The following is a 14,652-nucleotide window of genomic DNA, read 5'->3' as shown; positions in this document are numbered from 1 at the left end:
GCCATCTTCCACCATGTGCCTGATCGCCTTTGCCCTTGGCCAGAACCCTCATTTTCCGCTGGTAGTCGCGGCCAATCGGGATGAATTCTTCCGTCGCCCGACGGCCGCCATGGACTGGTGGACCACGGACTCCGGCACCCGGGTACTTGCCGGCCGCGACCTGCTTTCCGGGGGCACCTGGCTTGCGGTGAATGCCAAAGGCGAGGTCAGTGCTGTGACCAACGTTCGCGAAGGCACACCGGAAACCGGTCGAATCAGCCGGGGCGAACTGCCTTTGCGGGCTCTGACCGAGTCGCGGGAGCAGCTTGAGGGCTATCTGCTCGATAAGGCCGACCAGTTTTCCGGCTTCAACCTAGTGCGCCTGTCTGCTGAAAGCGGCTGGTATTTCAGTAATCGGGATGCACACCCCGGTCGGCATGTCCACCGTGGGGTCTATGGCCTGAGCAACCACCTCCTGCAGACACCCTGGCCCAAGCTTCTGCGTCTGCGCGAATCTGCAGGCGAGATCATTGGCGCCGCCGGCCAGAACGCCGAAAAGCTGCACAACGACCTGATTCCCCTGCTTCAGGACAGCACGCCGGCACCGGACCATCTGCTGCCCGACACCGGCGTTGGACTGGAGACCGAGCGTTTCCTGTCATCGCCCTTTATCGTCGGGACCGATTATGGCACCCGGGCAACCACCGTGGTGACCGTCTCTGCAGGGGGCGAAATCCAGGTGACCGAACAGAGCTGGGGCCCGGACGCCGAACCCGGTGAACGACGTCACTTCCATTGGCAGCGATAGCGATCAGGCTCTGGTATAATCCGCGAAATTCTGCCACCCGATCGGAGGGCCCCTGATGGCCGGTGAACAAGGCGCCACATCGATAGCCGATTTTGAGAAATCTCTGGATGAGCTGGAAAGGCTGGTTCGCGATCTGGAACAGGGCGAGCTGTCTCTGGAACAGTCCCTCACGGCGTTTGAGCGAGGTGTAAAGCTGACCCGTGAATGCCAGCAGGCGCTGAAGAGCGCCGAGCAACGGGTTGAACAGCTGGTCCAGAACAGCGACGGCACCCTCGAAACCCGCCCGTTTTCTCCGGATGATGCTGACTGATGCCCGGACCAAACCCGCTTGCCTCTGATTTTCTGGAAACCTGCCGGGCCCGCGTCGATGCGGAACTGGACCGTTGCATCACCCGTGATTCCGCCTCCGGCCGATTGCAGGAAGCCATGCGCTACAGCGTACTGGGCGGCGGCAAGCGGATCCGGCCAGCCCTTTGCCTTGCCGCGGCAAAGGCACTTGGACAGACCGGCGACGAGGCCCTGATCCCGGCCTGCGCGGTGGAATTGATCCATGCCTATTCACTGATCCACGATGACCTGCCGGCCATGGATGATGACGAATTGCGCCGCGGACGGCCCACCACCCACATAGCCTTCGACGAAGCCACAGCCATCCTGGCCGGAGATGCCCTGCAGGCGCTGGCATTCGGCTGGCTGGCCGAAGCTCCGGGACTGCCAGAATCCGTGCGCCTGATCATGGTGCGGGAATTGGCCCGGGCCAGCGGCCACGGTGGAATGGTTGGTGGCCAGGCCATCGATCTTGAATCCGTTGGCAAAACCCTGGCACTGGCCCAGCTCGAAACCATGCACCGGCACAAGACTGGCGCCCTGATCGAGACCAGCGTGCGGATTGGTGCCCTGACCGCACCCTCTGTCAGCGAACAGGCTCTGGCCTCCTTGACAGAGTACGCCAAGGCATTGGGCCTGGCCTTCCAGGTTCAGGATGACCTGCTGGACATAGAAGGCGACACAACGGTCATTGGCAAGCCCCAGGGTTCGGACGCGGCCCGAGCCAAGCCCACCTACCCCGCTCTATTGGGCGTGGCCGGCGCCCGGGAGCATCTGGCAGATCTGCTTGAACAGGCCCAGCGAAGCCTGAAGGATTTCGGCGCCGAAGCCGACCCCCTCAGGGCCATGGCCGATTACGTGGTGGCAAGAACCCATTGAACCCCGGCGCCCCGAAGGCGCACACTGGCCGTAAATATTTTCGTAACAACTGGCCCGCTTTGTGTGAAACAGCTTCCCCTGTTCCCTTATAATGCCAGTCAGTTACTGAACGTACCGGAAAAGACCCGAGCAGATGCAGGACACTTATATTTTCAAGGAAATCCCGTCGCAGCGGCCCAACACGCCTCTGTTGGACCGGATTGATGAACCGGCCCAGCTGAGAGAGCTGGCCCCGGAGCAGTTGACCCTGCTCGCCCGGGAGCTCAGGGCATTTCTGTTATGGTCAGTGGGCCAGACCGGCGGCCATTTCGGCGCGGGCCTCGGCGTGCTTGAGCTTACCGTTGCCCTTCACTATGTCTTTGATACGCCCAGTGACCGCCTGGTCTGGGACGTCGGCCATCAGGCCTATCCCCACAAGATTCTGACAGGCCGGAAGGAATCAATGGGCAGCATCCGGCGCAAGGGCGGGCTGGCCGGCTTCCCGAAACGGGCCGAAAGCGAATACGACACCTTTGGCGTTGGCCACTCGAGCACTTCCATCAGCGCAGCACTGGGCATGGCCATCGCCGCGCGTCTGCAAAAGTCCGGCCGCAAGAGTATTGCCGTTATTGGTGACGGCGCCATGACCGCAGGTATGGCGTTCGAGGCCCTGAATCACGCCGGTCACCTGCACGCCGACATGCTGGTTATTCTCAACGACAACGACATGTCGATCTCCCGCAATGTGGGGGGCCTGTCCAATTACTTTGCCAAACTGTTGTCCAGTCGCACCTACAACCAGGTCCGCGACAGCAGCAAGAAAGTTTTGCAGGGAGCGCCACACCTGATGGCGCTGGCCAAGAAGACCGAGGAACACTTCAAGGGCATGATTGCCCCGGGAACGCTGTTCGAGGAACTGGGGTTCAACTACATCGGCCCTATCGACGGTCATGATCTGCCCCTGCTGGTGGATACCCTGGAGAACATCCGCGAACTTGAAGGTCCGCAGTTCCTCCACGTGGTAACCACCAAGGGCAAAGGCTTTGCGCCTGCCGAGGCCGACCCGATTGGCTACCACGCCATCAACAAGATTGAACCGGTGCCACCGAGCAAGCCCGAACCGGTCAAGCCGACACCGAAGAAGCCCAAGTATGCCAACGTGTTCGGCCAGTGGCTCTGCGACTCCGCCGAGCAGGATGAGCGCGTGGTCGGCATCACCCCTGCCATGTGCGAAGGGTCGGATCTGCTGGCATTCTCACAGCGCTTCCCGGAACGCTATTTCGATGTCGCCATTGCCGAGCAGCACGCCGTCACTTTAGCCGCGGGCCTGGCCTGCGATGGCGCCAAGCCGGTTGTCGCCATTTACTCGACGTTCCTGCAGCGGGCTTACGACCAGTTGATCCACGATGTCGCCATACAGAACCTCGATGTCCTGTTCGCTATAGATCGGGCAGGGCTGGTCGGAGAAGACGGCCCGACCCATGCCGGCGCCTTTGATATCAGCTACCTGCGCTGCGTGCCCAACATGGTGGTGATGACACCGTCAGATGAAAACGAAACCCGCCAGATGCTCCAGACCGGCATGCTGTATGAGGGGCCGGCGTCAGTGCGCTATCCCCGCGGTACCGGGCCCGGCGCCGAAATACAGCAGGAATTGACCCCTCTGGAGATTGGCAAGGGCCGCAAGCTTCGCCGCGGCAGAGGAGTTGCCATCCTGAACTTTGGCACCCTGCTGGCCCCGGCGCTGGAGGCGGCGGAGGCAATTGGTGCAACAGTTGCCGACATGCGCTTCGTAAAGCCCCTCGATGAAGAACTGGTTCTGGAACTGGCCGAGCAGCATGAACTGCTGGTGACGCTGGAAGAGAACGCCATTGCCGGTGGCGCGGGCAGCGCTGTAACCGAGTTTCTGAACAGCCGGCTGGTGTCCATGCCGATTCTTCAACTGGGCCTGCCGGACACCTTTATGGACCATGGCAAGCATGGAGAACTGCTGGCCGAATGCGGTCTGGATGCAACCGGCATTGAATCTTCCATTCGCACGCGGATGGAAACCCTCCGCCACCAGAGCCTGAAAGTCGTCAAATAAACGAGCAAGTTGCCCTAAAAACGCAAAAAGTCCGCGAAACTCGCGGGCTTTTTCGTCAGCAGATCAGTAGCGGGTCGAGTCACACCTCGGGATCATCGTCCTGGTGTGTCTCCAACCAGTGCCCCAACTTGCTCTGCTTGGTATCGAGATAGTGTTCATTGTGGGGGTTTCTGCCCACATGCAGAGGCACTCTCTCGGCAATAGCAATACCGTAGGAAGATAACGCCTTCACCTTGCGGGGATTGTTGGTCATCAGCCGCAGGCTCTTGATACCCAGGTGCTCCAGCATGTCCTTGCACATGCTGTAATCGCGCAGATCCGCCGCAAACCCCAGGCGCTCATTGGCTTCAACTGTGTCAGCACCCTGATCCTGCAGGTGGTAGGCGCGGATTTTGTTCAGCAACCCGATGCCCCGCCCTTCCTGACGAAGATACATCAGAATACCCCGACCTTCCCGGGCGATGCTGCGCAGAGCCTCTTCCAGCTGATAACCGCAATCACAACGCATGCTGTAGAGGGCATCGCCAGTCAGACACTCGGAATGGGTGCGGGCAAGCATGGGTTCGTCACTGTCCAGGTCGCCCAGAGTCAGGGCAACGTGTTCCTTTCCGGTGTCCGGTTCTTCAAAGCCGTGCATATCAAACACCCCGAACGGGGTCGGCAACCGGCAGGTCTGGATGTAACGAACAGCCACAGTGTTTCCTCGTGGTTCAGTCAATCGGGCCGCGCATTCTAGCACGGGCCCGCCCGCTTGGCGTAGTCTCGGCACTGTCGCTCCTCCGGAGTGGTTCTGATAACCAGCTTTTACGAGCGCAGCGGTTCGCCAGATCAGGCGTTATCGGCGACCCAGTGGCCACTCCGGCCGCCTTTCTTCTCCAATAGACGCACCGAACCGATCTCCATGCCACGGTCTACGGCCTTGCACATGTCGTAAAGCGTCAGTGCTGTAACACTTGCTGCTGTCAGCGCCTCCATTTCGACACCGGTCTGACCGGACAGTTTGCAGCGGGTGAGAATATGCACAGATGCCCCATCGCTGCCCGGGTTCAGTTCGACTTTCACGGAGGTCAGGTTCAGTGCGTGACACAGGGGAATCAGGTCATGGGTTTTCTTGGCCGCCATGATGCCGGCAATTCGGGCAACGGCCAGCACATCACCCTTGGGGTGCTCACCCTCAATAATCATATTCAGGGTTTCCGGCGCCATGCGTATGGTGGCTTCAGCGCGCGCCTCCCGCTCAGTAGCCGCCTTGTCGGTTACATCCACCATGCGGGCTTCGCCCTTGTCATCGAGATGGGTCAGTTTGCTCACGGAATCCCCCGGAATCGGTTGTGCAAGATAGTGAAAAATGCAGGAACGACAGCATAACAGAGATGGGCCCGGCGTCGCTGACAAGCGTCAGTTCCGGGGCCACCAGAAGCCGATGCCGGCTATTCCCTGGCCGCCACATTGACGGGCTTCCTGAATATCGCCGGACGACAGCCCGCCAAGCGCAAAGACCGGCAGCGCAGCTTCCGACACCAGCTCGGCAAAGGCCGGCCAACCGAGGGTGGGCGCACCCGGGTGACTTTCCGTGGGCTGAACAGGCCCCAATGTCACGTAGTCCGCGCCAATAGCCTCTGCATGATCGATTTCCTGCCGGCTATGACAGGAAACTCCCAACCACACCTCTTGCGGAACCGGCCGGGCCGAGAGCGCCGCAGCCTCGCGCCAGGGCAAATGCAGCCCCCGGGCACCGGGGGTCGCACGGAATATCTCGGGACCACCGTGAACCATGAGCGCGACTCCGGCCCGGTCACAAACCGACACCGCTTCCTCAGCCAGCTGCCGGTACGCCCGCTCGCTCAAGGCCGGGGCCCGGAGCACCACCAGGGGCGGCCTCGCGAGTTCAAGCCCCATCTCAAGGCGTTTAACCGTCGGCTTCAGGTCACCGGTTTCGCCAGTGATCGCAAGCTGCCGGGGTAACCGCAGAGCACGAATGATTGGCCGGTTGGCGGCCGGGAAATCCTCGTCCCGTAGCTGATCCGGGGCGAGCCATTCAACGGGTTGCCCCTCGCACCCTGTTGCTTCGCCTTCCGCCGCCCCGGTTTCCCAGACGTCCAGAAAGACTCGCTTGTCACCGTAGTCGTGGCGAATTCCGATGACAGGCTCCAGGGAATCCTCAGGCACACGAAGACCGGTTTCTTCGGCAATCTCACGCACCAGTGCAGCCTGGACACTCTCCCCCGGCTCAACCTTGCCACCGGGAAACTCCAGCAAACCGCCCTGGTGGACATGGTCTGGCCGCCGCGCAATCAGCACCCGTCCATCCCGGACAATAACCGCAACGGCAACGTGAACTTCTTTCACCCCGGCTTCCGACGCAGACGCAGAGTCAGACATGGTCAGGTACGGTACTCGGCGTTGATGGTGACGTAATCATGGGAGAAGTCGCAGGTCCACACCGTCTCCCTTACCTCTCCCCGCTTGAGGTCAATGGCAATGGTGATCTCTTCCCGATCCATCACGGCCTGGCCACGGGCCTCGGAATAGTCGTCAGCGCGACCACCGTTGCGAACCAGGCAGACATCCCCCAGGTAGATTTCCAGGGCCTCAAGGTCCAGTCCGTCGACACCGGCGCGCCCGACTGCCGCGAGGATCCTTCCCCAGTTCGGGTCCGAGGCGAACAGCGCCGTCTTGACCAGCGGCGAATGTGCCACGGTGTATGCCACATCCAGCGCTTCCTGCTGGCTGGCAGCGCCGCTCACATCAATGGTGACAAACTTGGTAGCGCCTTCACCGTCACGGACGATGGCGTGAGCCAGTTCCAGGTAGACCTTTTGCAGCGCCTCCCGCAGCTTTGGCAGCGTCGAACTGGAGGCGGTAATCTCGGGGCCGGAATACTGGCCACTGGCCATCAGCATGCAGGCATCATTGGTGGAGGTATCGCCATCAATGGTAATCCGGTTGAAGGATTTCTCTCCCAGCTCGGAGGCAAGAGTCTGCAGCAGCTCTGGCGCAATCCGGGCATCGGTGGCAATAAACCCGAGCATGGTCGCCATGTTCGGGCGAATCATCCCCGCGCCCTTGCTGATGCCAGAGATGGTGACCGTGTGACCGTCCAGCTCAACCTGACAGGAGGCGCCTTTTGGGCGGGTGTCCGTGGTCATGATGCCGCTGGCGGCCTGTGCCCAGCGGTTCTCGGCGGTGTTCGCGAGGGCATCCGGAAGGGCGCCGACAATCTTCTGCACCGGCAGCGGCTCGCCAATCACGCCCGTGGAAAACGGCAGGATCTCGGCTTCGGCAACGCCCGCCTGGCTTGCCAGAGCCTGGCAGCAGGCCACGGCATCCCGCATACCCTGCTCACCAGTGCCGGCATTGGCGTTACCAGTATTGATAAGCAGATACCGGGGCGAGGTCTCGGCCAGATGTCGGCGGCTGAGAGTAACCGGTGCCGCGCAGAACTGGTTTTTCGTGAAAATCCCGGCAACCCGGCTTTCCGGGGCCAGCTCAAATACAACCACGTCCTTCCGTCCCGGCTTCTTGATGCCTGCACTGGCTATACCGATCTTGACTCCCGCCACCGGGTGAAACTCAGGTAAGGTTCCCGGACCTACCGCCATTCTGCCACTCCTCTTGTCTGGGATTGCGCTCGAAGTACCGCCCAACCCGCTGGAAACGAAAAAACCCGCAGCCCACCAGTCATGGCTGGCAGATTGCGGGTTCCGATGGTGCAGTCAGTATTCTGTATTAGCTGACCTTGCCATGACACTGCTTGTACTTCTTGCCGGACCCGCAGGGGCAGGGTTCATTTCGACCCACCTTGCGCTCCTGTCGAACGAAGGTTTCGGGGGTCGACTGGCGGGAATCGTCGGCGTTGCCCTCGCCCTGACTCTGGGCCGTGGCGCTGGTCTCATCGTGGCGCAGGCGAGCCCTGGCAAGCTCTTCTTCCAGTTCCTGCTTGCGACGGCGCTCGACTTCTTCCATTTCTTCACGGCTCTGGACACGAACATGACAGAGCACGCGGGTGACGTCCCGCTTCATGGTATCAAGCATGGTTTCAAACAGATTGAACGCCTCGCGCTTGTACTCCTGCTTGGGGTTCTTCTGGGCATAACCCCGCAGATGGATGCCCCGGCGCAGATGGTCCATGTTGGAAAGATGCTCTTTCCAAAGGGTATCCAACACCTGCAGGAATACCTGCTTCTCGAACTTGCGCATGGCCTCGGAGCCCGCGATTTCTTCCTTGGCTTCGTAGGCGGCGACAATCTCGTCCAGAATCTTCTGGCGCAGGTTTTCCTCATACAGCTTGTTATCTTCTTCCAGCCACTTCTGTACTGGAAGATCAATGGCCATCTCGGACTGGAGCTGTGCTTCCAGACCAGTGATGTCCCACTGTTCGGGCATGCTCTGGGGCGGGATGTATTCACTGATCAGCGAATCGACAACGTCCTCCCGGATGGTCTTGACCATGTCCGAGATGTCGTTTGAGGACATGACCTCATTACGCTGGTCGTAGATGACCGTCCGCTGATCGTTGGCCACGTCGTCGTATTCCAGCAGCGTCTTCCGCATATCGAAGTTGCGGCCTTCGACCTTGCGCTGGGACTTTTCGATCGCGTTGGTCACCATCCGGTGTTCAATGGCCTCACCCTTTTTCATGCCCATTGCCTGCATCAGGCTCTTGACCCGGTCAGGTGCGAAGATACGCATGAGGTTGTCTTCCAGGGACAGGAAGAACCGTGAGGAACCGGGATCGCCCTGGCGACCGGCACGGCCACGAAGCTGGTTATCAATCCGGCGGGATTCGTGACGCTCGGTACCAATGATGTGCAGACCACCGGCCTCAAGAACCTGATTGTGGCGCTCGGTCCATTCCGCCTTGACCCGGGCAACCTCCTCTTCCGAGGGATTCTCCATGGCGGCGACTTCGTGTTCCCAGTTACCGCCGAGTACGATATCGGTACCACGACCGGCCATGTTTGTGGCGATGGTGACTGCGCCCGGCCGGCCCGCCTGGGCAATGATATGGGCTTCGGATTCGTGCTGCTTGGCGTTCAGGATCTTGTGTTCGATCCGCGCCTTTTTGAGCAGCACAGAAAGAAGCTCGGAGGCCTCGATAGACGCGGTACCCACGAGGATCGGGCGCCCTTCGGCGGTGACATCCTTGATCTCATCAATGATCGCGTGGAATTTCTCTTCCTGAGTCAGATACACCAGATCGTTGTAGTCGGTCCGCTGAATCGGCTTGTTGGGCGGAATGACCACCACGTCGAGCCCGTAGATCTGACGGAATTCGAAAGCTTCGGTGTCTGCGGTACCGGTCATGCCGGCCAGCTTGTCGTAAAGCCGGAAATAATTCTGGAACGTCGTGGACGCGAGAGTCTGGCTTTCGGCCTGAATCTTGACGCCTTCTTTGGCCTCAACCGCCTGGTGCAGACCTTCGCTCCAGCGGCGCCCCGGCATGGTACGGCCGGTATGCTCGTCCACGATCACCACCTGGCCGCCCTGAACAATGTAATCCACGTCTTTCTGGAACAGATGGTGGGCGCGCAGTGCCGAGTGCACGTGGTGTAACAGGCTGAGGTTGGCCGCTGAATACAGGCTCTCTCCTTCCTTCAGAAGGCCACGCTCAAGCAGCAATTCTTCAACTTTCTCGTGACCGCCCTCGGTCAATTCCACCTGGCGGGATTTTTCGTCGATGGTGAAGTCGCCGGTAGGCTCACCCTCTTCAGGCACCTCACCTTTTTCCAGGCCCGGAATCAGCTCATTGATGGCCTGGTACAGTTTTGAACTGTCCTCAGCCGCACCCGAGATGATCAGCGGCGTTCTGGCCTCATCGATCAGTATCGAGTCCACTTCGTCCACGATCGCGTAGTTCAGCCCGCGCTGGACCTTGTCCTCGGTACTGAACGCCATGTTGTCACGCAGATAGTCGAAGCCAAATTCGTTGTTGGTACCGTAGGTAATATCCGCCTGATACGCCGCGCGCTTTTCTTCCGCCGGCTGGCCCGAGGCCACTACACCCACCTGCATGCCCAGGAACCGGTAGAGCTTACCCATCCACTCGGCATCACGGCGGGCCAGGTAATCGTTCACGGTAACCACGTGGACGCCTTTGCCGGGCAGCGCGTTCAGATACACCGCAGCAGTGGCAACCAGAGTTTTACCCTCACCGGTTTTCATTTCCGCGATACGGCCTTCGTGCAGGGTGATACCACCGATCAGCTGGACGTCGTAATGGCGCATTCCCATAACGCGACGGCCTGCTTCACGCACGGTCGCGAAGGCTTCAGGCAGCAGGGCGTCGAGGGATTCGCCTTCATCAAGCCGGCGACGGAACTCCGCGGTCTTACCTTGCAACTCGGAGTCGGACAGATTGCCATACTGCTCTTCAAGCTCATTGATGCGTATGACAGATTTACGCATTCTCTTGATTTCTCTGGCGTTTTTACTGCCGAACATCTTAGTTGCAAGCTTTGTGAACATAGACCACTGCTTCTTTGATTAAACGGAGGAAGCCGGCATTCTAACCTTATTTTGTAACAGGACAAAAGGCAGGCCTCACACAGGCGCAAGAAGTCGCCGGTGAGGCACCGGATTCACAGATAAAAACCGGCCCGGAGCCGGTTGACGGAGAGATTGTGAAAGCTGCGGCGCCGGGACCGGATCAGCGGCTGGCACGCTTGATGTAGGTTTCCGGGTTTTCAGACTTGCCATTCCGAATGACTTCAAAATGCACATGAGGACCGGTGGAACGCCCGGTACTGCCCATCAGCGCGACTACCTGGCCCTTCTGAACAACATCACCCACTTCCACTTTGATCGTCTTGCAATGAGCATAGCGGGTGATCAGACCATCGCCATGATCGACTTCAACAAGGTTACCGTAGCCATAGCGCTCGCCGGCATAGGTCACCACACCGCCCGCAACCGAGATAATATCGCTGCCATCCTTACCGGCCAGATCAACCCCGGCATGCCAGGTACGCTTGCCGGTAAACGGATCGGAACGGTAGCCGTACTTGGAGGACAGCCAACCCCAGGTTATCGGGCGACCTTCAAGGTACAGTTCGTCCTCAAGCCGTTTGCTGGATGCCAACTGGTCGAGCAAACGAAGTTGCTGTTCACGGTCTTCGATTCGCCATTCCATCTCCTCGATCATGCGGGTCAGCTCGGGCGCGGAGAAGGAATCGCCGGACAATGCATCCTCCGGGCCACCCACCGCAGCAGGCTGATCGAAGTTGAATTCATCGCTGGCCACCAGGCCGGATTCCACAAAACGCTGGCCCAGGGCATCCAGGCGCAATAACCGGCCCTGAATCTCGCCCAGGCGCAGAGTCAATGCATCTACCTGTTGCTGGACGTTCTCTTCAATGTTGGCCAACTCCGCCTTCTGCTCTGCCAGCTTCAGCTGCCACTCGGCCACCAGTTCGGCGTTGGTGGGCTCCCTGGCCTCTACCTGCTCAATCGCCGTCTGGTAACCGGCCCAACCCGCGGCAACCAGCAGGGAAAGCACCAGAAACAGCAGAGCAACAGCAAGCGTACTGTTGATAGACAACACCCGGGATTTTCCGTGGTGTTTGCCAACGAAAATAATGTTCATATCATCATCAGGTTTCATCGTTGAGCCGCAACCGCATCCTGTAGTGTTGCGCCCCGGAAAAATCCGAAGGGGGTCTGCCATCCTTTGGCAACAGCTACATACTGAAAAAATTGCAGCGCCCGGTAGACATACTCATTTATCACAATGTAAAACGAGTGTAATACAGGCACTACGCATAAACCGTGCCGAAGTGTAACTAATCGTAAACGGAGCCGTCGAGTAAAAACGCCACCATGAAACGCAAAAGCGAGCAAAAAATGACCTTCGACAAGCTGGGCAAGACCCCGGTACTCAAGGATCTAGTGGCAAAGGCCGAACTTCACCGACAGGCAGAGGCAGAAGTTCTCGCAGCCCTACCGCAGGATCTGGTTAAGGGCACACGCTTTGTCAGCTGCAAAGACGGCGAACTGGCTCTGACAGCCGAAACCGCCGGGAAGGCCAGTCAGATCCGGTTCCGCCAGCACGAGATCATGGAAAAGCTTAGAGAGAATGAACTCTTCCGGTTCGTCTGGAAACTGAGGGTCAAGGTTGCGCCGCCACGATTCCGGGAAAAACCGGTGTTCAAGAAAGAGCCCTTGAGTAAAGAAAATGCCCGGCTCCTCAAAGAGGAAGCCGGGCACACGAAGGATAAAGCATTACGCGAGGTTCTCGAAAAACTCGCTAGCCACGTCCGGGATTAAAGCGTCCGGCTTTAACCCGCCGCCAGCACGGGCTTCATGTAGGAAATCGGGGCAGTGGCCTCATCATCAAAGGTAACCACTTCCCAGGCATCCTCTTCTGCCCTGAGCTTGCGCAACAGCTTGTTGTTCAGATCGTGACCGGATTTGATACCGCGGAACTCACCAATCAGGCTGTTACCCAACTGATAAAGGTCACCGATGGCATCAAGCAGCTTGTGCTTCACGAATTCATCGTCATAGCGCAGACCGTCTTCGTTGAGGATCTTGTAGTCATCCACAACGATAGCGTTATCCACACTGCCACCAAGGGCGAGGTTCATGGCACGCAATTTTTCGATGTCACGCATGAACCCGAAGGTCCGTGCGCGGCTCACTTCCTTGACAAAGGAAGTGCTGGAAAAATCAACGGTTGCGGTCTGGGCGCGGCCTTTGAACACCGGGTGATCAAAGTCGATTCCGAAGCTGACCTTGAAGCCCTCGAAAGGCAGCAGGGTCGCTTTCTTGTCGCCTTCTTCAACCGTAACCTCACGCTTGATGCGGATAAAACGCTTGGCCGCATCCTGCTCGGCAATACCGGCGGATTGCAGAAGAAACACAAACGGACCGGCAGAGCCGTCCATGATGGGCACTTCCGCGGCGCTAAGCTCGACGAAACAGTTGTCAATCCCGAGACCAGCCATGGCCGAGAGCAAATGCTCAACAGTCGCCACACGGACACCGTCTTTTACCAGCGTCGTGGACAGCATGGTCTCACCCACATTTTCCGCAGAAGCACGAATCTCAACCATCGGGTCCAGATCGGTACGGCGGAAGATGATACCGGAGTCCACCGGGGCGGGCTTGAGGGTCAGATAGACCTTCTCACCCGAGTGCAAGCCAACACCGGTGGCACGGATGGTGTTTTTAAGTGTCCGTTGTCTGATCATCGGTACATAATTCCGTCACAAAAAGGCGATATTCTAGGCAAAAATCTGCCCGGAGAATATCAGAAAATAAGACTGAATACCATTTAACCAATCCGTTGTTGCCGAATGTTCATTCAGCGCGCAACTATTGGCAATCGGTGCACGTATTCACCGGTTTTCGGGTTCCATATTTCGATGACAAACCGGAACCGGATCACAATTGCACCAGATTATCAGTCAGCCTGACGACGGAGGAATGCGGGAATATCGAGATAGTCGACACCCTGCTCCTCGCTGTCCTTGCTCTGGTCGATAGCTACGTTCCCGTGGGAAACGGCCCGGCGACGCAGAACAGCAGGACGATCCAGCTGGTTGTAATCGGTTTTGCCGTCCAGGGTGCGGGTGTTGTCCACTACCTTGGTCGGCTTCTCGCGATCACCGCCCAGACCGGTCGCAACAACCGTTACCTTGAGTTCGTCGGTCATCTCCGGATCGATGACGGTACCAACAACCACCGTGGCAGAATCAGACGCAAACTCGCGCACAATGTCGCCAACCTCGGAGAATTCGCCCAGGTTGAGGTCCATACCGGCGGTGATGTTGACCAGAATACCTTTGGCACCCTGCAGGTTGATGTCTTCCAGCAGCGGGCTGCGAACGGCCGCTTCGGCGGCTTCCCGCGCACGGTTTTCGCCAGTCGCGCGAGCTGTGCCCATCATCGCCATACCCATTTCGGACATGACGGTCTTCACGTCGGCAAAGTCGACGTTGATCATACCGTTGCGGGTAATCAGGTCGGCGATGCCCTGAACCGCACCCAGAAGCACGTCATTGGCGGCGGCAAAGGCGTCCAGCAGGCTGGTTTTCTTGCCCATCACGGCCAGCAACTTCTCGTTGGGGATGGTGATCAGGGAGTCGACGCTTTCTTCCAGCTCTTTCAGACCGGATTCGGCAACGCTCATGCGCTTGCCACCTTCGAACATGAACGGCTTGGTGACCACGGCAACGGTCAGAATGCCGAGCTCACGGGCCACTTCCGCCACGATCGGCGCAGCACCGGTACCGGTGCCACCGCCCATACCTGCGGTGATGAAAACCATGTCCGCGCCCTTGATGGCCTCGGCAATGCGATCACGATCTTCCAGGGCGGACTGACGACCAACCTCCGGATTGGCGCCGGCACCCAGACCCTTGGTGATGTTGCCACCGAGCTGAATGATCTGGCGCGCGTCCATATCGGTCAGCGCCTGCGCATCTGTGTTGGCGCAGATAAATTCCACACCTTCGATGTCGCTGTTAAGCATATGGCGAACGGCGTTACCGCCACCACCGCCTACACCGACGACTTTAATGACAGCGTTTTGCTGGACATTATCGACGAGTTCAAACATTTCCCCTACTCCTTCGTGCTGTTTTCAGCCCTT

13 protein-coding genes are annotated in these 14,652 nt (G+C 58.9%); 5 read left to right on the top strand and 8 right to left on the bottom strand.

What is annotated here, in order from left to right; all coding sequences use genetic code 11:
- The first annotated feature begins 13 nt into the window (after positions 1-13).
- From WA411_RS18585 to dxs, 4 genes are all read left to right on the top strand, one after another.
- Positions 14-787, top strand: a complete 774-nt coding sequence (locus WA411_RS18585; protein ID WP_291910351.1) for an NRDE family protein — start codon at positions 14-16, stop codon at positions 785-787.
- A 55-nt stretch (positions 788-842) separates the two neighbouring features.
- Positions 843-1,097 carry an exodeoxyribonuclease VII small subunit gene (locus WA411_RS18580; protein WP_069183983.1) on the top strand — a complete coding sequence of 85 codons (255 nt, stop codon included), beginning with the start codon at positions 843-845 and terminating at the stop codon, positions 1,095-1,097.
- Complete coding sequence (locus WA411_RS18575; protein WP_153634596.1) at positions 1,097-1,993, top strand: polyprenyl synthetase family protein; 897 nt, start codon at positions 1,097-1,099, stop codon at positions 1,991-1,993. The genes WA411_RS18580 and WA411_RS18575 overlap by 1 nt, the downstream gene beginning before the upstream one ends.
- 133 nt (positions 1,994-2,126) lie before the next feature.
- On the top strand, positions 2,127-4,058 hold the full coding sequence (gene dxs, locus WA411_RS18570; protein ID WP_291910347.1) for a 1-deoxy-D-xylulose-5-phosphate synthase: 1,932 nt from the start codon (positions 2,127-2,129) through the stop codon (positions 4,056-4,058).
- 79 nt (positions 4,059-4,137) lie between these two features.
- Here dxs and ribA read toward each other — a convergent pair whose 3' ends face one another.
- The 6 genes from ribA to WA411_RS18540 form a co-directional block, all read right to left on the bottom strand.
- Positions 4,138-4,752: a GTP cyclohydrolase II gene (ribA, locus tag WA411_RS18565; protein ID WP_209398879.1), complete on the bottom strand. Its 615-nt coding sequence runs from the start codon at positions 4,750-4,752 to the stop codon at positions 4,138-4,140.
- A gap of 134 nt (positions 4,753-4,886) precedes the next feature.
- Positions 4,887-5,369, bottom strand: a complete 483-nt coding sequence (moaC, locus tag WA411_RS18560; protein ID WP_153634599.1) for a cyclic pyranopterin monophosphate synthase MoaC — start codon at positions 5,367-5,369, stop codon at positions 4,887-4,889.
- Positions 5,370-5,456: 87 nt separating this feature from the next.
- Entirely contained in the window at positions 5,457-6,440 is a 984-nt protein-coding gene (locus WA411_RS18555) for a Nudix family hydrolase (protein ID WP_222466199.1), read from the bottom strand.
- 2 nt (positions 6,441-6,442) lie between these two features.
- Entirely contained in the window at positions 6,443-7,660 is a 1,218-nt protein-coding gene (argJ, locus tag WA411_RS18550) for a bifunctional glutamate N-acetyltransferase/amino-acid acetyltransferase ArgJ (RefSeq protein ID WP_291910344.1), read from the bottom strand.
- Between the two features lie 127 nt (positions 7,661-7,787).
- Positions 7,788-10,526 carry a preprotein translocase subunit SecA gene (gene secA / locus WA411_RS18545; RefSeq protein ID WP_291910343.1) on the bottom strand — a complete coding sequence of 913 codons (2,739 nt, stop codon included), beginning with the start codon at positions 10,524-10,526 and terminating at the stop codon, positions 7,788-7,790.
- 181 nt (positions 10,527-10,707) lie between these two features.
- The gene (locus WA411_RS18540) at positions 10,708-11,661 is read right to left on the bottom strand and encodes a M23 family metallopeptidase (protein WP_222466196.1); all 954 of its coding nucleotides are present in this window, start codon (positions 11,659-11,661) and stop codon (positions 10,708-10,710) included.
- 215 nt (positions 11,662-11,876) lie between these two features.
- Between WA411_RS18540 and WA411_RS18535 the strand changes: the two genes are divergently transcribed.
- Complete coding sequence (locus WA411_RS18535) at positions 11,877-12,323, top strand: DciA family protein (RefSeq protein ID WP_069183992.1); 447 nt, start codon at positions 11,877-11,879, stop codon at positions 12,321-12,323.
- Positions 12,324-12,334: 11 nt separating this feature from the next.
- On the opposite strand, the gene lpxC is transcribed toward WA411_RS18535, so the two are convergent.
- The gene (gene lpxC / locus WA411_RS18530) at positions 12,335-13,249 is read right to left on the bottom strand and encodes a UDP-3-O-acyl-N-acetylglucosamine deacetylase (RefSeq protein WP_136631481.1); all 915 of its coding nucleotides are present in this window, start codon (positions 13,247-13,249) and stop codon (positions 12,335-12,337) included.
- A 212-nt stretch (positions 13,250-13,461) separates the two neighbouring features.
- Positions 13,462-14,619, bottom strand: coding sequence for a cell division protein FtsZ (ftsZ, locus tag WA411_RS18525; protein ID WP_008176500.1), 1,158 nt, complete (start codon positions 14,617-14,619; stop codon positions 13,462-13,464).
- Positions 14,620-14,652: the final 33 nt, after the last annotated feature.

This window comes from Marinobacter sp. CH_CUG1437-1, from assembly GCF_037029655.1.
Lineage (GTDB): Bacteria > Pseudomonadota > Gammaproteobacteria > Pseudomonadales > Oleiphilaceae > Marinobacter > Marinobacter salsuginis.
This window is presented reverse-complemented; position numbering and strand designations above follow the sequence as displayed.